The organism is Massilia sp. Root133 (assembly GCF_001426525.1).
GTDB lineage: Bacteria > Pseudomonadota > Gammaproteobacteria > Burkholderiales > Burkholderiaceae_D > Telluria > Telluria orientalis.
On record NZ_LMEW01000005.1, the window covers coordinates 114,603 to 132,726 of the forward strand.

The 18,124-nt window shown below is 68.7% G+C and carries 17 protein-coding genes; 14 read left to right on the top strand and 3 right to left on the bottom strand.

The features are described 5' to 3' along the window. Nucleotides 1-73: 73 nt before the first annotated feature. Nucleotides 74-2,383, bottom strand: a complete 2,310-nt coding sequence (locus tag ASD28_RS06055) for a TonB-dependent receptor (protein ID WP_056125363.1) — start codon at nucleotides 2,381-2,383, stop codon at nucleotides 74-76. A gap of 238 nt (nucleotides 2,384-2,621) precedes the next feature. Between ASD28_RS06055 and ASD28_RS06060 the strand changes: the two genes are divergently transcribed. The 11 genes from ASD28_RS06060 (at nucleotide 2,622) to ASD28_RS06110 (ending at nucleotide 13,514) form a co-directional block, all read left to right on the top strand. Next, nucleotides 2,622-3,767 carry an MFS transporter gene (locus ASD28_RS06060; protein WP_056125364.1) on the top strand — a complete coding sequence of 382 codons (1,146 nt, stop codon included), beginning with the start codon at nucleotides 2,622-2,624 and terminating at the stop codon, nucleotides 3,765-3,767. Continuing rightward, the gene (locus ASD28_RS06065) at nucleotides 3,764-4,198 is read left to right on the top strand and encodes a heme-binding protein (protein WP_056125365.1); all 435 of its coding nucleotides are present in this window, start codon (nucleotides 3,764-3,766) and stop codon (nucleotides 4,196-4,198) included. The genes ASD28_RS06060 and ASD28_RS06065 overlap by 4 nt, the downstream gene beginning before the upstream one ends. Beyond that, a complete protein-coding gene (locus ASD28_RS06070; RefSeq protein ID WP_056125367.1) occupies nucleotides 4,195-5,223 on the top strand; it encodes an amidohydrolase family protein in 1,029 nt (342 codons plus the stop codon). Before ASD28_RS06065 ends, ASD28_RS06070 begins: the two co-directional genes overlap by 4 nt. A gap of 9 nt (nucleotides 5,224-5,232) precedes the next feature. Further along, a complete protein-coding gene (locus ASD28_RS06075) occupies nucleotides 5,233-6,126 on the top strand; it encodes a VOC family protein (protein ID WP_056125368.1) in 894 nt (297 codons plus the stop codon). Between the two features lie 9 nt (nucleotides 6,127-6,135). Continuing rightward, on the top strand, nucleotides 6,136-6,999 hold the full coding sequence (locus tag ASD28_RS06080; protein WP_056125370.1) for a fumarylacetoacetate hydrolase family protein: 864 nt from the start codon (nucleotides 6,136-6,138) through the stop codon (nucleotides 6,997-6,999). Next, a complete protein-coding gene (locus ASD28_RS06085) occupies nucleotides 6,996-8,546 on the top strand; it encodes a bifunctional 3-(3-hydroxy-phenyl)propionate/3-hydroxycinnamic acid hydroxylase (protein ID WP_056125371.1) in 1,551 nt (516 codons plus the stop codon). The genes ASD28_RS06080 and ASD28_RS06085 overlap by 4 nt, the downstream gene beginning before the upstream one ends. Nucleotides 8,547-8,566: 20 nt before the next feature. Beyond that, complete coding sequence (locus ASD28_RS06090; protein ID WP_082579111.1) at nucleotides 8,567-9,904, top strand: glycoside hydrolase family 1 protein; 1,338 nt, start codon at nucleotides 8,567-8,569, stop codon at nucleotides 9,902-9,904. Between the two features lie 94 nt (nucleotides 9,905-9,998). After that, a complete protein-coding gene (locus ASD28_RS06095) occupies nucleotides 9,999-11,240 on the top strand; it encodes an amidohydrolase family protein (protein WP_200948945.1) in 1,242 nt (413 codons plus the stop codon). A gap of 9 nt (nucleotides 11,241-11,249) precedes the next feature. Beyond that, nucleotides 11,250-12,155 carry an alpha/beta hydrolase gene (locus tag ASD28_RS06100; RefSeq protein WP_056125373.1) on the top strand — a complete coding sequence of 302 codons (906 nt, stop codon included), beginning with the start codon at nucleotides 11,250-11,252 and terminating at the stop codon, nucleotides 12,153-12,155. Nucleotides 12,156-12,206: 51 nt separating this feature from the next. Further along, entirely contained in the window at nucleotides 12,207-13,181 is a 975-nt protein-coding gene (locus ASD28_RS06105; RefSeq protein ID WP_082579112.1) for a LysR family transcriptional regulator, read from the top strand. A gap of 33 nt (nucleotides 13,182-13,214) precedes the next feature. Next, nucleotides 13,215-13,514, top strand: a complete 300-nt coding sequence (locus ASD28_RS06110; protein ID WP_056125375.1) for an antibiotic biosynthesis monooxygenase — start codon at nucleotides 13,215-13,217, stop codon at nucleotides 13,512-13,514. Between the two features lie 6 nt (nucleotides 13,515-13,520). Here ASD28_RS06110 and ASD28_RS06115 read toward each other — a convergent pair whose 3' ends face one another. Continuing rightward, on the bottom strand, nucleotides 13,521-14,336 hold the full coding sequence (locus ASD28_RS06115) for an IclR family transcriptional regulator C-terminal domain-containing protein (RefSeq protein ID WP_056125377.1): 816 nt from the start codon (nucleotides 14,334-14,336) through the stop codon (nucleotides 13,521-13,523). Nucleotides 14,337-14,467: 131 nt separating this feature from the next. On the opposite strand from ASD28_RS06115, the gene ASD28_RS06120 reads away from it, so the two are divergent. The 3 genes from ASD28_RS06120 to pcaF are packed head-to-tail and all read left to right on the top strand — an operon-like array spanning nucleotide 14,468 to nucleotide 16,993. After that, nucleotides 14,468-15,133 carry a 3-oxoacid CoA-transferase subunit A gene (locus ASD28_RS06120; RefSeq protein ID WP_056125379.1) on the top strand — a complete coding sequence of 222 codons (666 nt, stop codon included), beginning with the start codon at nucleotides 14,468-14,470 and terminating at the stop codon, nucleotides 15,131-15,133. After that, nucleotides 15,130-15,777, top strand: a complete 648-nt coding sequence (locus ASD28_RS06125) for a CoA transferase subunit B (RefSeq protein ID WP_056125381.1) — start codon at nucleotides 15,130-15,132, stop codon at nucleotides 15,775-15,777. The genes ASD28_RS06120 and ASD28_RS06125 overlap by 4 nt, the downstream gene beginning before the upstream one ends. 13 nt (nucleotides 15,778-15,790) lie before the next feature. After that, nucleotides 15,791-16,993: a 3-oxoadipyl-CoA thiolase gene (gene pcaF / locus ASD28_RS06130; protein WP_056125638.1), complete on the top strand. Its 1,203-nt coding sequence runs from the start codon at nucleotides 15,791-15,793 to the stop codon at nucleotides 16,991-16,993. A 2-nt stretch (nucleotides 16,994-16,995) separates the two neighbouring features. On the opposite strand, the gene ASD28_RS06135 is transcribed toward pcaF, so the two are convergent. Beyond that, complete coding sequence (locus ASD28_RS06135) at nucleotides 16,996-18,123, bottom strand: alpha/beta hydrolase-fold protein (protein ID WP_082579113.1); 1,128 nt, start codon at nucleotides 18,121-18,123, stop codon at nucleotides 16,996-16,998. Nucleotide 18,124: the final 1 nt, after the last annotated feature.

Below are 18,124 nucleotides of genomic sequence, written 5' to 3' on the forward strand. Positions count from 1 at the left end.
TTCGTCGTGGGTCTTCCATCAATGGGAACGCGGCCGGACGCCAGGCGTCGCGGCCGCGCGGGACATCATGCGGTCAGAAACGGTAGTCCAGCGTCACGCCGACGCGGCGGAACGAATTCTCGCCGAGGCTGTAGGCGAAGCCGGAGCCCGCGCCCTTGCCGGGCAGCGGGTAGATGATGGCGTTCGGTACGCGCTTGTCGCCCAGGTTGCGGTCGTACACCTCGATGCCCCATTTGTCGTCAGGGGAACGCAGCGCGACGCGCAGCGACGCGGTGGAATGGCCGCCGTAAGCGCATTCGGCGTCGAGCGAATTGCAGAGCCGCACGCGGCTCTTGTAGACGATGTCGCCGCCCAGCTTGAGTTCATAGTCGCCCGGCAGCGTCCAGCTGTAGTCGCCGTTCAGCGTCGCTTTGTTGCGCGGCGAGTACAGCAGGCGCTGGCCGCCGACGTTGGTGTTGTCGAACGTGAAACCGCCCGGGTACGCGGTGTCGAGGATCATCGCGACCGAGAGACCCAGCTGCAGTTCCGGCAGAGGACGCGCGCGGATGTCGGCCTCGATACCCTTGCTCGTCACGCTCGGCACGTTCAGCGGGATGCAGGAGAGGGCGCCGACGGCCGTCAGGGTGCAGTTCTGCTCCTGGAAATCCTTGATCTTCGTGTGGAACGCGGCGACGTCCACGTCCAGGCGGCGGTTCAGGAACGACATCTTGGAGCCGATCTCGACACTCGTCGGCAGTTCCGGCTTGACGATGTAACCGGCGAACGTGCCCGAGGCGCTGGCCTGGTTGACGGGCGTGTCGTTGTCGATCTGCGGACCCTTGTAGCCGCGGCTGACGGTGGCGTAGAGATTCGCGTCCTTCGTGAGCGTGTGCTGCAGCCCCAGCTTGCCCGACACGTTCGACTCGCTCGCGCTGCCGCTGGCCGACTTGACGGTTGCCGGCAGCGCGAAGCCCTGGAAGCTCACGACGCTGCTCTGCGTGAATCGCGACGACACGCTGTCGCGGGTAAAGCGCAGGCCGGCGACGACGTTCGTCGAATCGGTCAGGCGGTACGTGGCCTGGCCGAACACCGCCTTCGTCGTCAGGTTCGCATACTGCAGGTTGTTGGTGGCGATCGAGCGGGGTACCGGCGGCGACGGCAGCGCGGGATTCGGTTCGATCAGCACGTTGGCGTTCTTGTCGTTGGTGGAGTCGGCGTAGAACAGGCCCGCCACGTAGTCGAGCGTCTGCTTGCCGGGCGATGCGATGCGCAGCTCCTGCGAGACCTGGCGCGCATTCTTGTACGGATCGTGGTTGGACACCTTGTCGTACGACGTCGACATGCCGATATTGACGCTTTCCGGGCCCTGCTTGCGCGTGCGGTAGGCCGTGATCGACGTCAGCGTGTCGCCGCTGGCCAGTGTCCAGTCGACCTGACCCGAGAAGCCGCGCACCTGGGCGCGCGTCAGTTCCTCGCCGTCCGAACAGACCTGGTTGTTCGTCTTCGAGACGGTCACGCCGCAGGCAGCGAATTCGGCGGCCGGCTGGTGGTTGCCCGCCGTGTTGGTGGCGTAGGCGACGGACGGGGCGAAGAACACGGCGTTCTCGCTGCGCGTGTTCGACGCGTCCGCGATCAGGTTGACGGCCACGTCGCGGTTCGGCTGGAGCAGGTAGCGGATGCGCGCGCCGCCGTTGTTCGTGACGCTGTCCTCGCCGGTCAGCACGTTGTGGTAGACGCCCTTGTTGCGCTCGGCGATGCCGGAGATGCGCAGCGCGGAGATGTCGTTCAGCGGGACGTTGCCCGTGGCGCGCACGGCCGCACCGAGATCGCCCTTGAATTCCAGCTGCACGTTGCCGCCGCTGTCGCCGATGATCGGCGCCTGCGTCGCCATGTTCAGTACCCCGGCCGACGCATTCTTGCCGAACAGCGTGCCCTGCGGGCCGCGCAGCACTTCGACGCGGGCCATGTCCAGCATCAGGCCGCTGGCGGTAGCGCCCAGCGGCACGCCGTCGACGACGACGCCGACCGAGCTTTCGGCCGACAGGGTGAACACGGCGGTGCCGATGCCGCGGATCGACGCGCTGCCGCCAGCGCCGCCGGTCTGCTGGTCGCCGAACTCCAGCGATGCCGCCGTCTTGGCGAGGTCGCCGATGTCCTTGACGCCGGCACGCTCCAGCTGCGCGGCGTTGACGACCGTAATGGCCACGGGGACTTCCTTGATGCTCTGGCTGCGCTTTTGCGCGGTGACGACGACGGTCTCGATGCCTTTCTCGATCTTCGCCGCGGCGTCCGGGCTGGCGCCGCTGTCGCCGGTCTGGGCGTGGGCCGGATTCCAGATCGCGGCCAGGCTCATGGACAGGATGGTCAGCGAACCGATCGCCGAGGTGGTGCGGGATGCGTGCATATTGTCTCCTAGTGTGGCCAGTCGATGCCGGCCATGTTGTATTCAGGCGAATCGAGTATAGGTACGGTCCTCGGCCATTCCAAAGCCGTATTCCGTGATACCTGCTATCGACGTTGGCGGGTGATGATCAAATGGCTGATCGATCGGATTCGCTGATACGTCCTATCGAAACTCTGGTCTTCGGGATGCCCGCGCGCGCTGCTATCGTTTTCATACAAAAAAAGCGAGGAGACATCCCATGCACACTTCCCCCGAGGCGGGCCGCGGCCGCGCCGCGCTCATGCTGTGCCATTTCGCCGGCATGGTCGACCTGGTCGCGCTGCCCGTGTGGGTCGGCACGCTCGCCCAGCATCACGGTTTCGATCTTGAACACGCGGGCATGATCGTCACGGCGTTCCTGCTGGGCGCGGTCGGCGCGAGCCTCGTGGCGGCGCCGCTCTATATAAGGTTGCCGCGCGCCGCCTGCGCATTCGGCGGCTACGCCGTCGCGGCGCTGGCCTTTCTCGCCGCGTCGCGGGTGGCCGGTTTCGGCGCGCTCGCCGCGCTGCACCTCGTCGCCGGCATCGCGACGGGCACCGCTTTGTCGGTCACGCACGGCACCATCGGCCGCAGCGCCAATCCGCACCGGCTGTTCGCCATGGCCGGGACGGCGCTGGGCATCGGTGCGGTGATCTTCTATGCCGCCGTGCCGCCCGCCGTCGCCGCGCATGGCGGGCCGGCGCTGTTCCTCGTGTTCGCCGGCCTGATGGGCGCGGCGGCGCTGGCGTGTGCTTTCGGTTTTCCGAATGTTGCGACCGGCGGTCGTGCGCCGTCGGCGGCGCCGCTGCCCCGCGCGGCTTGGTGCGCGATCCTCGGCGTGGGCTGCCTGGCGCTGAACCAGGCGCTCACGTTCAGCATGCTGGACCGCATCGGCGTGCTGCGCGGCTTCGGGCAGGACAAGGTGAACGGCGTGCTCGTCGTGTGCGGCCTCGTCAACCTGCTGCCGGCCGCCGTCGCCGGCATGCTGCAGAAGCGCCTCAATCCCGTGCGGGTGGCCATCGTCGCCGCGCCGCTGCAGGCCGCGCTGGCGCTCGTCGTCACGCTGTCCGCCGACTTCCTGCCGTATGCGCTGGCCGGCGCCATCTACCCGGCCGTGCTGATCTTCACCCACACCTTTCTGTTCGGGCTGATCGCCCGGCTGGACCCGAGCGGCCGCGCGCTGGCCTCGACGCCCGCGATGATGATGACCGGTTCCGCGATCGGTCCCGCGCTGGCCGGCTCGGTCGCGATGCGCGCCGGCTTCGGCGGCCAGGCGCTGCTGGCCATCCTGGTCGGCGCCGCCGCCACGCTCTGCTTCGCCCTGGTGGCGAGCCGCGCCCACCCATCACTGAAGGAGGCAATATGAACCCATCCAATCCACTCACCCTGGCGCAGGCGGGCGCGATCCTCGCCGCCGCGGTCGCGGCCGCGCGCGCCGACGGCTTGCCGCCGGTGGCCGTCGCGGTGCTGGACGCGTCCGGCCACACCGTCGCCCTGCAGCGCGAGGACGGCGCCACGCCGCTGCGCGTCGACATCGCCATCGGCAAGGCCTACGCGGCCGCCGGCATGGGCGTCGCCAGCCGTGTGCTGCACCAGCGCGCGCAAGACAATCCCGTGTTCTTCAACGCGCTGGCCTCGTCCAGCCAGGGGAAATTCATCCCGCAGGCCGGCGCCGTCGCGATCCGGGCGGCGGACGGCACCCTGCTGGGCGCCGTCGGCGCCAGCGGCGGCACGGGCGCCCAGGACGAGGCCATCTGCGCGGCGGGCGTGAACGCGGCGGGCCTGGTGGCCGCATGAGTGTGGCGCACGACCATACGGCCGGCTGCGCGTGCGGGATCGACGTGCATGCCCACGTGATTCCGCACGACCTGCCGCGCTACGTGGGCAACCGCTTGCCGTCCGACTGGCCGTCGATGGCGCCGGCGCATGCGTGCCACCGCCACGTGATCATCCAGGGCAGCGTGTACCGGACCGTGTCCGAGCGCGCGTGGAGTGCCAGCCGCCGCATCGAGGACATGGACCCGATGGGGCTCGCCGTGCAGGCCATCTCGCCGATGCCGGAACTGCTGTCGTACTGGATGGAACCCAACGCCGCGGCCCAGCTGCTGCGCTACATGAACGAACAGATCGCGAACATGGCCGCGCTGTCGGGAGGGCGCCTCGTCGGCATGGGCGCCGTGCCGCTGCAGGACCTCGACCTCGCGCTGGCGGAGCTGGACCACGTCGCGGACAAGCTGGGCTTCAAGGCCATCGAAGTGGGCAGCAATGTCAACGGCAAGGCGATCGGCAGCCCGGAATTTGTACCGTTCCTCGCGGCCTGCGCGGACAAGGGCGTCGCGGTGTTCGTGCATGCGTTGAAGCCGGCCGGCGCCGACCGCCTCGTCGGCCCGGACAAGCTGCTGCCCGCGCTGGCGTATCCGACCGACGTGGGCCTGGCCGCCGCCTCCGTGCTGACCTCGAACCTGATCGGCCGCATTCCGGATTTGAAAATGGCGTTCAGCCACGGCGGCGGCACGCTCGCGTCGCTGCTGCCGCGCCTCGAACAGGCACGCCAGGTGTTTCCGGCGCTGGCCGATGCGATGCCGGAGAGTCCGTCGACGCAGGCGCGCCGGCTGTTCTACGACACGCTCGTGTTCGACGCGCCTGCCTTGCGGCACCTGGTCGACCGCTTCGGTGCATCGCAGCTGATGATAGGCACCGACTACCCGTTCGCTTTCCACGACGCGCGCCCCGTCGACAGCATCGCCGCGGCAGTCGGCGACGCGGACGTGCGCGCCCAACTCGTCACCCGTAACGCCGCCCGGTTCCTCGGGCTCGAATAAGGAGTCAACATGCCCGCATCACCCGCCGGCCAGCTGCGCAGCATCGCCATCGGCGTCACCGACCTCGATGCCGCCGAGCGCTTCTACAACGATACCTGGCGTCTGGAGACCGTCGCGAAGACGGAGGATGCCGTCTACCTGCGCGGCGCCGGACCGTTTCACCACATCCTCGCGCTGCACCGCAGCGTCAGGCCGGACGTCCGCCACGTGACGTTCAGCGTGGCGACGCGCGCCGATCTCGATGCCATCGCGGCACGCACCCCGGCCGCGGGGGGCCGCTTGCTGTCCGAACCCGCCGCCGTCGACGAGCCGGGCGGCGGCACTGCCGTCACCATCGCCGATCCGCAGGGCCGCATCCTGCGCTTCGTGCACGGCGACGAACGTCACGATGCGCGGTCGCACGCCGATGCGCCGAGCCGCATCACGCACGTCGTGTTCAACAGCGCGGACGTGGCCGCGGCCCAGCGCTTTTACGAAGAGGCGCTCGGGTTCCGCCTGTCCGACCGCACGAAGATCATGGCCTTCATGCGCTGCAACAGTGACCACCACAGCATCGCACTTGCGGACAGCAATGCGGACACGCTGAACCACATCGCCTTCGTCATGCCGGACCTGGACGCCGTGATGCGCGGCGCCGGCCGCATGCGCGACGCCGGCTGGCCCATCGAATGGGGCGTCGGCCGCCACGGCCCCGGCAACAACGTCTTTGCCTACTTCGTCGGTCCGGACGATTTCGTCATCGAGTACACGGCCGACGTGCTGCAAGTCGACGACGCGTACAAAGTTGGCGGGCCTTCCGACTGGCAGTGGCCGCCGGGCCGCTTCGACCAGTGGGGCGTGTCGCAGCCGCCGTCGGAGCGCATCAAGCAGGCGCAGAAAACCATCCGTTTCATCGAACAGTAAGGAGCAGCAGTGAAATTCGTCACCTACCGCAACGGTAAAGAAAACCGCCTGGCCGTCGTCGACGGCGACCAGATCGTCGATATCAACCGCGCCGTGCCGGAGGTTCCCGCCGACGTACGCGCCGCGCTCGCGGACGGCGTGGACCTCGTCGCCGCCGGCCGCCGCGCGCTCGATTCGACCGCCGGGCGCCGGCCGCTGGCAGGCGCCGCGCTGGCGCCCGTCGTGCCGGAACCCGGCAAGACGGTCTGCCTGGGCCTGAACTACTACGACCACGCCGCCGAGAGCGGCCGCGAGAAGCCCGTGTATCCGTGGTTCTTCCTGCGCGGGACGACGTCGCTGCTGGCGCACGGCGAAGCGTCGCCGCGCCCGCGTGTGTCGGAGAAGTTCGACTACGAGGCCGAGCTGGCCGTCGTGATCGGCAAGCGCGCGCGCCACGTCAGGCGCGAGGATGCGCTGGACTACGTGTTCGGCTATGCGTGCTTCAACGACATCTCCGTGCGCGATTACCAGAAACGCACGCCGCAGTGGACCATCGGGAAGAACTTCGACCGCACGGGCGCGCTGGGCCCCGTGCTCGTCTCCGCCGACGAACTGCCGGCCGGCGGCGTGGGCCTGTCGATCCAGTCGCGCCTGAACGGCCAGGTCATGCAGGACGCGAACACGAAGGACATGATCTGGGACGTGGCCGAGACCATCGCGCTGCTGACGGAATGTCTGACCCTGGAGCCGGGCGACGTGATCGCGATGGGCACGCCGGCCGGCGTCGGCCAGTCGCGCACGCCGCCCGTGTGGATGAAGGCCGGCGACACGATCGAGGTCGAGATCGAAGGCGTGGGCCTGCTCGTCAACACGATCGAGGACGAGCAGCCATGAACGGCGACTATGACGTCGTCGTGGTCGGTTTCGGCCCATCCGGCGCCGTCGCCGCGGCGCTGCTGGGCCAGGCCGGCGTGCGGACGCTCGTCGTCGACCGCACCGACGAGGTCTACCCGAAACCGCGCGCCATCGCCCTCGACCACGAGATCATGCGCGTGTTCCAGAACCTGGGCCTGGCGGATGCCGTGTCGCCGCACTGCGAGCCGTTCACGCCGTCCGAGTACTACGGCGCCGACGGGCGCCTGATCAAGCGGCTCGCCACCGTCGAACCGCCATACCCGCTGGGCCACACGCCATCGATGGTGTTCACCCAGCCGCCCGTGGAGGCGGCGCTGCGGCGCCACGTGCAGGCGCTGCCCGCCGTCGACGTCGTACTGGGCCGGCGCTTCATCGGCGTTGAGCAGGATGCGGAGGGCGCCACCGTCCACTTCGACGCGGGTGCGGTGCGCGCCCGCTACCTGATCGGCTGCGACGGCGCGTCGAGCGCCGTGCGCGACGCCGTCGGCATCACGCTGGAAGACCTGGAGTTCGACGAACCGTGGCTCGTCGTCGACGTGCAGGTCAACGAGAAGGGGCTGGCCAGGCTGCCGGCGACCAGCGTGCAGTATTGCGAACCGGCGCGTCCGTGCACGTACGTGATCGGGCCGGGCAACCACCGGCGCTGGGAAATCTCGCTGCTGCCGGGCGAGGATCCCGCCTACATGGCGACCGAGGAGGGTGCGTGGAGCGTGCTGCGGCGGTGGATCGGCCCGGACGACGCGGCCCTGTGGCGCCAGGCCAGCTACCGCTTCCACGCGCTCGTGGCGCGGGAGTGGCGTGTGGGCCGCGTATTCATCGCGGGCGACGCCGCGCACCAGCAGCCGCCGTTCCTGGGACAGGGCATGTGCCAGGGCGTGCGCGATGTCGTCAACCTCACGTGGAAGCTGCGCGCGGTGCTCGGTGGTGAAGCGCCGGACAGCCTGCTCGACACCTACGCGGTGGAGCGGCGCGAACACGTGCGCCGGCTTACCACGCGCATCAAGGAGATCGGCGCCGTCATCTGCGAACGCGATCCCGCGCGCGCCCAGGCCCGCGACATGGCCCTGATCGACGCGGCCGGCGGCGCGATCCGCACCGTGCCGCGGCAAGACATCATCCCGCCGCTGATGGAAGGACTGCTGGCAGCCGGCGGCCGCCCGGGCACGGGCACGCTGTTCCCCCAGCCGCGCGTGAACGGACCCGCCGGGCCGGCGCTGCTGGACGAACTGGCGGGCACCGGCTGGCGCATCGTGACGGACCTGCGCACGGCGCAGCTGCCGCCCGGCCTGCTGGCGCTTGCGGAGCGGATCGGCATGTTGATCAGCATTCCGTCCGATGCCGCCGGCTTCTCGAGCGGACCGCACCGCATGCAGGCCGACGAACTGGATGGCGTGCTCGCGCGCTGGTTCGCGCGCCACGGCTGCCATGCGGCCGTGGTCCGGCCCGATCACTACGTCTATGGCGTGGCCGACGACGGTCAGGGACTGTACGACCTCGTGGCCGGGCTGACCGACACGTTGCAATAACACATAACAAAGGAGACAACATGAATCACGATGCACGCCGCCGCACCATCCTGGGACTGGGCACGGCACTCGCCGGCGCCGCGCTGCTGCCGGCCGCCGCGCACGCCGCTGCCTCGCGGGGAACGTTCCCCAAAGGCTTCCTGTGGGGCGCCGCGATTGCAGGCCACCAGGCGGAGGGCGATAACGTCGCGAGCGACGCCTGGCTGCTGGAAAACATCCAGCCGACGGAGTTCAAGGAGCCGTCGGGCGCCGCCGTCGACCACTACCGCCTGTACGACCGGGACATCGCGACCCTGGCGAGCCTCGGCCTGAACACGTTCCGCTTCTCGGTCGAGTGGGCGCGCGTGGAACCTGTGGAGGGCATGTTCTCGGTGGCGGCGCTGGAGCATTACCGCGACGTGCTGCTGTCCTGCCGCAGGCACAAGGTGAAGGCGATGGTGAGCTTCAATCACTTCGTCACGCCCGCGTGGTTCGCGGCGCGCGGCGGCTGGGAAGCGGACGATTCCGCGCAGCTGTATGCACGCTATTGCGACAAGGTCGCGCGCCACCTGGGCGACCTGATCGACTATGCGACGACGTTCAACGAACCGAACCTGCCGCGCCTGTTGTTCGGCATTCCGGGTCCGCTGTCCGGCATGGCCGACAACCCGCGCATGAAGGAAATGCTGGCGAAGGCCGGCCAGCTGGCGGGCACGGGTAAATGGTCGTCGTGGATCTTCGGCGATTTCGCGAAGATCGAGGCCGGCCTGCTGAAGGGCCATGCGGCTGCGTACCAGGCCATCAAGGCCGTGCGCCCGCAACTGCCCGTCGGCTTCTCGATCGCGATCGCGGACGACCAGGCCGTCGACGGCGGCGAGGCCATGCGTGACCGCAAGCGCGCCATCGCGTACGAGCCGTGGTTCCGCGCGATCGCGGAGCACGGCGATTTCATCGGCGTGCAGACTTATACGCGCGAATTGATCGGGCCCGACGGCGTGCGGCCGCCGCCAAAGGATGCGACGTTCACGTCGGCGCACATGGAGTACTACCCGCAGGCGCTGGAGGCCACGATCCGCTACACGGCGCAGCACGTGAAGGTGCCGATCTACGTGACGGAAAACGGCATGTCGACGGACGACGACAGCCAGCGCATCGCGTACATCCGCTCGGCCGTGGGCGGCGTCGCGAACTGCCTGAAGGACGGCATTCCCGTGAAGAGCTACATCCATTGGTCGCTGCTGGACAACTTCGAGTGGATCTTCGGCTATGGCCCGCATTACGGCCTCATTGCCGTGGACCGCGCGACGATGAAGCGCACGGTGAAACCGAGCGCCCGCGTGCTCGGGCAGATCGCGCGGGCGAACGGCATCGCGGCGTGAAAGGGCGATAGCAGGTATCGCCAAAATGGGCTTTGGCCGGATGGGGTCCGGCCGCTACGCTAGGCCTATCGAATGAACTACAGGGAGACACAACGTGGGCGGTATCATTTTTGAAAACGTAAGGATCTTCGACGGCAGCCAGATGCGCCCGGGGACCGGCGCGGTGCGCGTGGAGGGCAGCCGCATCGCCGAGGTGGCCGACGGCACGCGCGGCATCACGGCGCTGGCCGGCGACCGCGTGATCGACGGGCGGGGCAGCACATTGATGCCCGGCCTCGTCGAGGCGCATGCGCATCTGTCGTGGCCCAGCTCCGTCGAGCGCTTCGTGCCCGGCATGGCGCTGCCGCCGGAAGACCTCGTGCTGACGACGGCCCGCAACGCGCGCATCCTGCTCGACCATGGCTTCACGAGCGCCTATTCGGCGGGTGCGCTGAGCAAGACGGTCGAGACGGTGCTGAACACCTTCATCACGAGCGGCGGCATGCCGGGGCCGCGCCTCGTCGCGTCGTCGATCGAGCGCGAACCGCCGACCATCGAGGAACTCGATCCGGGCAAGGTCGCGGAGCACGGCCGCGGACCCGACGCCGTGCGCGCCTTCGTGAAGGACTGCGCCTCGATCGGCGCCAAGTCCGTCAAGTTCCTGCTGTCCGGCGAGGATGCGCTGAAACCGGGCGCATCGCAACAGCTGATGTACACGCAGGAAGAAGCCGATGCGGCCGGCGAGCAGGCGCGCGAATCGGGCGTGTGGCTCGCGTGCCATGCGCAGGCGTCCGACGCCGTCAAGATGGGGCTGCGCGCGGGCTTTCGCGTGCTGTACCACTGCACGTACGCGGACGAGGAAGCGCTGGACATGCTGGAAGCGCGCCGCGACGACGTCTTCATCGCGCCGGCCATCGGCATCATCCAGGCGACCCTGGACGCCGCGCCGCCGCCGCACTTCGACATGAGCCACATGAAGAAAAGCGCGGCCGAGGTGCTGGAGCTGCAGAGAAAGCTCGTGCCGGAACTGCGCCGGCGCGGCCTGCGCGTGCTGCCGGGCGGCGACTACGGCTTCCCGTTCAACCCGAACGGCCGCAACGCGCGCGACCTGGAACTGTTCGTGAACCTGCTGGGGTACACGCCGGAAGAGGCGCTGTCCGCCGCGACCCTGCTGGGCGGCTTGCTGATGGGCATGGGCGACGAGCTGGGACAGGTGAAGCCCGGCTTCCTTGCCGACCTGCTGCTCGTCGACGGCGATCCGACGCAGGACGTGACGATCCTGCAGGACCGCAAGCGCCTGCGCGCCATCATGAAGGATGGGCGCTTCCACAAGGATCCGGCGCTGGCCGCACTGTAAGGAGGTCGAATGACGTTGAGCGACAAGCATCTGGAGATCCTGCGCGCGGTCCGCGCGGCCGGCCCCGTGATCGATCCGCCGGCCGCGAAGGCGCTGTATGCGCCGCTGCTGGAAGGCATGCCGCGCGGCGCGGAACCCGTGCGCGACGTCGTCTACGGCGTGGCCGAGCGTCATCGGCTGGACGTATACCCGGCCGTCGGCGCGGGCGGGCCGGTGCCCGTCGTCGTGTTCCTGCACGGCGGGGGCTTCATCCGCGGCGACAAGGCCGACCGGGAAGCCGTCGGCCATTATTTTTCACGGCATGGCGTGGTGGCGGTACTGCCGAATTACCGTCTCGGGCCGCGCCACCGCTGGCCGGCCGGGGCCGAGGACGTGGCATCCGCGCTCGCGTGGACGCGGGCCAACATCGCGCAGTACGGCGGCGATCTCGATCACATCGTGCTCGCGGGAGAATCGGCCGGGGCGGCACACGTGGCGGCTGCGACGCTCATCTCCCGTTTCCATCCGCCCGAGGGTTTGAAGATCGCGGGCGCCTTTCTCGCGTCCGGCGTGTACAACGCGGAACTGGAATACCTGGCACGCGCGCAGCTGGGCATCGCGACGCCGGACCCGCGCAACGAAGCCTACTTCGGGACGGACTTCGCGGCGTACCGCGCGATGTCGACCGTGGAGCTGGTCGATGCGGCACCGTTCCCGCTCGCGATCACGTATGCGGAACTGGACCCGATCCAGATGCAGGCGCAGGCGGGCGAGTTGTTCGCGCGGCTCGTCACGCGCCACGGTTTCCAGCCGCGCATCGGGGTTGTCGCGAACCACAATCACCTCAGCCAGGTCTACGCGATCAACAGCGGCGACGACGCGCTGGCCGCGCCCTTGCTGGCCTTTGTGCGTGACAGCCGCATGAAAAGTCCATAAAGTAAAGGATCAAACGGCCGCACGAGCCATACGATAACAAGGAGACAACCGATGCGTTTCAACCGCCTGGACCTGAACCTGCTGCTGGCGCTCGACGCGCTGCTGGAGGAACAGAACATCACCCGCGCGGCGGCCCGCGTGAACGTCAGCCAATCCGCGATGAGCGGCATGCTGGCGCGCCTGCGCGAATTCTTCGAAGACGATTTATTGGCCGCCGTCGGCCGCAACATGGAACTGACGGTGCTGGGGCGCCAGCTCGTCGGGCCGGTGCGCGACCTGATCCTGCACGTGCACGCGACGGTCGGCATCCGCGTGTCTTTCGATCCGGCGCGCGAGACGCGCTGCATGAAGATCATGGTGTCCGATTATGCGACCGAGGTCTTCCTGAACCAGGTGGTGGCGCGCGTGCTGCGTGACGCGCCCAACATGACGCTGGAACTGGTGCCGCTCGCGGACGACGCGGCGGAAAAGCTGCGCCGCGGCGAGAACGACTTCCTCATCATCCCGCGCAACTTCCTCGACCCCGAGCATCCGCAGCGCACGCTGTTCGAAGACCATTACTGCGCCGTGATCTGGGAGGGCAATACGCAGGTGGGCGACGTCCTCGACGCCGGCACGTACGAGCGCCTGTCCCACATCGCGCCGATGCTGGGCCGTCCGCGCTCGCCGACGATGGAAGAGATTCTGCTCCAGGCGCTGGGCGTCAAGCGCCGCATCCGCGTGATCACCAGCGATTTCTACAGCATGGCGACGGCGCTCGTCGGCACGGATCTCGTCGCGACGATGCACACGCGCCTTGCGCTCGCGTGCGCGCGGCGGCTGCCGATCCGCGTGCTGCCGCTGCCGTACGACCTGCCGCCGCTGGCGGAATGCCTGCAATGGCACCGGTTCCAGGAAAACGACCCGTGCCACATCTGGCTGCGCGGCGTCATGCTGGAAGTCGCGCGCGGCCTGCCGACCAATGCCGAGCTGCCGATGGCGCCGTTCAGCTTCAATGCCATCGAGACGGCGCGCGCGGTGGCATAATCGGTGCATCCCTCAACCATCGAAAGGAAGCATATGGTCGTCGAAAGCGCTGAAATCCTCGTCAAGGCCGGCATGGAAGAACAATTCGAAGCGGGCGTGCGCGCCGCAGCGCCGCTGTTCCAGCGGGCGCGCGGGTGTACCGGCATGCGCCTGCAGCGGGGCGTGGAGAACCCGCGCGCCTACCGCCTGCTCGTGGACTGGAACACGGTCGAGGACCACATGGTCCACTTCCGCGAGAGCGACGATTTCCAGGAATGGCGCCGCCTCGTGGGCCACTGCTTCGACGGCGCGCCCGTCGTCACGCACTACGCGGCGGCCGTCGACGGTTTCTGACAGCCGTCAGGGCAGCAGCATCGCGAGTTCCTGCGCGCCCTGGCGCAGCACGGGCAGGAACTCTTCCACCATGCGTTCCGGCGTCACGCGCGCCGCGTGCGCACCCACGTTCAGCGCCGCCAGCACCTTGCCCGACGCGCCGCGCACCGGCACGGCGATCGAGCGCAATCCCAGTTCCAGTTCCTCGTTGTTGACGGCATAACCGTCGCGCCGCACCTGCGCGAGGATCTCGCGCAGCGTGGCCGGATCCGTCACGGTGCGCTCCGTCTTGGGCGTCAGCGTGGTGTGCGCCAGGTAGGCCTCCAGCTCGTCCGGCGGGAGGTGCGCGAGCAGCACGCGGCCCAGCGAGCTGCAATACGCCGGCAGGCGGCTGCCGGCGGACAGCGACACCGACATCACGCGCGACGTCGCCGCGCGCGCCACGTACAGCACCTGATCTTCTTCCAGCACGGCGAGCGAGCTCGATTCGCCCAGCGCCTTGCTGACGCCGTTCAGGCATGGCTGCGCGGCGGCCGTCAGCGGCGTCGACGATAAATACGAATACCCCAACGTCAACACCTTCGGCCGCAGGCTGAAATTGTTCAGTTCCGCGTCCACGTAGCCGAGCTGCCGCAGCGTGTGCAGGCAGCGGCGCACGGCCGCGCGCGGGATGCCGGTCTGCTGGCTGATCTGGGCGATGGTCTGCGGCTTGCGCGAGTCGGCGAATGCGCGCAGCACGGCGAGGCCGCGCGCGAGCGACGTCATGAAGTCGGGATCGGCGAGGGCGTCGATTTCTTCCGCGATGGTGAGCGGGGCGGCTGGGGTCGAGGGTGTGGATGACATGGCGGAATTCTAATCGATGGGGACGGGTTGTCAGGAAGCGCTTGACGGCCGGCGTGGCCTGGGCGTACACTTTTTGTGCGGTAGACGAGCATGTGTTCGATAATCGCACATTAGAGACAAGGTGACAACCCATGATCGACAAAACCTGTGACTCGCTGGAGCGGGCCGTGGCCGACATCCACGACGGCGCCACCGTCATGATCGGCGGTTTCGGCAACGCCGGCATGCCGTCCGCGCTCATCGACGCGCTGATCGCCCACGGCGCCCGCGAGCTGACCATCGTGAACAACAACGCCGGCAACGGCGACACGGGCCTGGCCGCCCTCATCAAGGAAAAGCGCGTGAAGAAGATCGTGTGCTCGTTCCCGCGCCAGTCCGATTCCTGGCATTTCGACGCGCTGTACCGCGCCGGCGGGATCGAGCTGGAGCTGACGCCGCAGGGCAACCTGGCGGAGCGCATCCGCGCCGCTGGCGCCGGCATCGGCGGCTTCTTCACGCCCACCGGCTACGGCACCCTGCTGGCCGAGGGCAAGGAGACCCGCGTCATCAATGGCCGCAACTACGTGTTCGAGACGCCCATCCACGCCGATTTCGCGCTGATCAAGGCGCTGCGCGGCGACCGCTGGGGCAATCTCGTGTACCGCAAGACGGCCCGCAACTTCGGCCCGATCATGGCCATGGCCGCGAAGACGACCATCGCGCAGGTCGCCGAGATCGTGCCGCTCGGTGAACTCGATCCCGAAGCGATCGTCACCCCCGGCATCTTCGTCCAGCGCGTCGTCAAGGAGGCAGCATGAACACCCGATACACCCGCGACCAGATGGCCGCGCGCGTGGCGCAGGACATCCCGGAAGGCGCCTACGTCAACCTGGGCATCGGCCTGCCCACGAAGGTCGCCAACTACCTGCCGCAGGAGAAGGAAATCTTCCTGCACAGCGAGAACGGCCTGCTCGGCATGGGCCCGGCGCCCGCTCCCGGCGAGGAAGACGAAGACCTGATCAACGCCGGCAAGCAGCCGGTGACGCTGCTGACGGGCGGCGCCTATTTCCACCACGCGGACTCGTTCGCGATGATGCGCGGCGGCCACCTGGACATCTGCGTGCTGGGCGCCTTCCAGGTGTCGCACACGGGCGACCTGGCCAACTGGCACACCGGCGCGCCGGATGCGATTCCCGCCGTCGGCGGCGCCATGGATCTCGCGATCGGCGCGAAGCAGGTGTTCGTCATGATGGAACACCAGACGAAGACGGGAGAAAGCAAGATCGTCGAGCGCTGCACGTATCCGCTGACGGGCATCGGGTGCGTCAGCCGCATCTACACCGACCTGGCCGTGCTGGACGTGACGCCCGAGGGCCTGCGCGTGCGCGAGATGGCGCCCGGCCTCACGCTGGCCGACCTGCAGGCCGTGACCGCCGCGCCGCTGCTGGCGCCCCTTGAATAACAGGAGAATGAACATGACCGACGCATTCATCGTCGACGCCATCCGCACCCCCGTCGGCCGCTACGGCGGCGCGTTGAAGGATGTGCGCGCGGACGACCTGGGCGCCATCCCCATCCGCGAACTGATGCGCCGCAATCCGGACGTCGACTGGTCCGCCATCGACGACGTGATCTACGGCTGCGCCAACCAGGCCGGCGAGGACAACCGCAACGTCGCGCGCATGGCCGCGCTGCTGGCCGGCCTGCCGCAAGAGGTCTCCGGTTCCACCGTGAACCGCCTGTGCGGCTCGGGCCTGGACGCTGTCGGCAGCGCCGCGCGCGCCATCAAGAGCGGCGAGGCCCGTTTGATGATCGCAGGCGGCGTGGAATCGATGACGCGCGCGCCGTTCGTGATGGGCAAGGCGGAATCCGCGTTCTCCCGCAGCGCGAACATCTACGACACGACGATCGGCTGGCGCTTCCCGAACCCGCTGATGCACAAGCTGTACGGCACGGATGCGATGCCGGAGACGGCGGAAAACGTGGCGGACGATTACAAGATCTCGCGCGCGGACCAGGATGCGTTCGCGCTCGCGAGCCAGACCAAGGCCGCGCGTGCGCAGCAGGACGGCACGTTCGAGCAGGAGATCGTGCCCGTGCTGATTCCGCAGAAGAAAGGGGATCCCATCCGCTTCGCCAAGGACGAGCACCCGCGCGAGACGAGCCTGGAAGCGCTGGCGAAGCTGAAACCGGTCGTGCGGCCGGACGGCACGGTCACGGCCGGCAATGCCTCGGGCGTGAACGACGGCGCCTGCGCGCTGCTGCTGGCGAATGCCGAGGCGGCGGCGCAGTACGGCCTGAGACCGCGCGCCCGCATCGTCGGCATGGCGACGGCCGGCGTGGCGCCGCGCGTGATGGGCATCGGCCCGGCACCCGCCGTGCAGAAGCTGCTGGCGCAGACGGGCATGACGCTGGACCAGTTCGACGTGATCGAATTGAACGAAGCGTTCGCGTCGCAGGGCCTCGCCGTGCTGCGCCTGCTTGGCCTGCGCGACGACGACCCGCGCGTGAATCCGAACGGCGGCGCGATCGCGCTCGGTCATCCGCTCGGGATGAGCGGCGCGCGGCTCGTCACCGCGGCCACTTACCAGCTGGAGCGGACCGGCGGCCGCTTTGCCCTGTGCACGATGTGCATCGGCGTGGGGCAGGGGATCGCGCTCGCGATCGAGCGCGTTTAATATCAATCGCGGAACAGCAGCGGCGCGAAGCGGGCCAGGTACAAGCGCCAGTTGGCATACGTGTGCCCGCCCTCCGTCTCCAGTTCCTGGTAGCGCATGCCGTGCGCGGCGAACATCTTCAGCATCGCCTTCGAATTGTCGCGGGCGATGTCGGTCTTGCCGTAGCCGACCCACAGCAGGCGCTCCGTCTTCGCGGCCTTGTCCATGTCCTTGCCGTGCAGGCGTTCGACGTCGGGCCGCATTTCGGGGAACCATCCGGAGCTGAAGATGCCCACCCACGGGAATTTATCGACGTAGGCCAGCGCGATGTTGCCGGTCTGGACCCCGCCCATCGACAGACCCGCGATGGCGCGGTCGCGGGCGCGCGGCGAGGCGGCGTAATGCGATTCCACGTACGGGATGATGGTCTCCATCAGGTCGCGCGTGAACGGGTCGTTGCGCGCGTCCGCGCTCATCGCGGTCATCGCGCCGGCGATGCTGCCGTCGGCCGCCGGCACGTGCCCGGCCGGCATCACGACGATCATCGGCTTTGCCTTGCCGGCCGCGATCAGGTTGTCCAGGATGAAGCCGGCGCGCCCGACCGTGCTCCAGTTCTCGTCCGAGTCGCCGCCGCCGTGCAGCAGGTACAGCACCGGATACGGTCCCTTGGCCGGCGCGTATCCGGGCGGCGTGTACACATGCATCCGGCGCGGCGCCGTGAACACCGGGCTGCGGTAGTTGACGACGGCGACGGCGCCGTGCGGCACCGGCTGCGCGTCTTCGACGGCGATGCCCGGCACGTGCAGCAGGCTTTGCACGCGCGTCTGGCTGCGCGTCGCTTCGGTGTTGCGCGGGTCGACGACGTCGACGCCGCCCACGCGGAACGTGTAGCGGTACGTGCCCGGCGCGATGCCCGGCACGTCCACCGACCAGACGCCGTCCGCGCCCTTCGCCAGCGGCATCGCTTTTCCGTATTCGAGCATTTCGCCGGTCAGCTGCACGGCGTCCGCGTCGGGTGCATGGACGCTGAACACGGCCCGGCCGTCCGCTACCCGTGGCGAGACGAGCGTGTCGTTCGGCGAGGCCGCGTGCGCAAAAGTCGCCGGCAGCAACGCCGCGGCGAGGAGGGTGCGTATGGGTTGTCGAAGCATG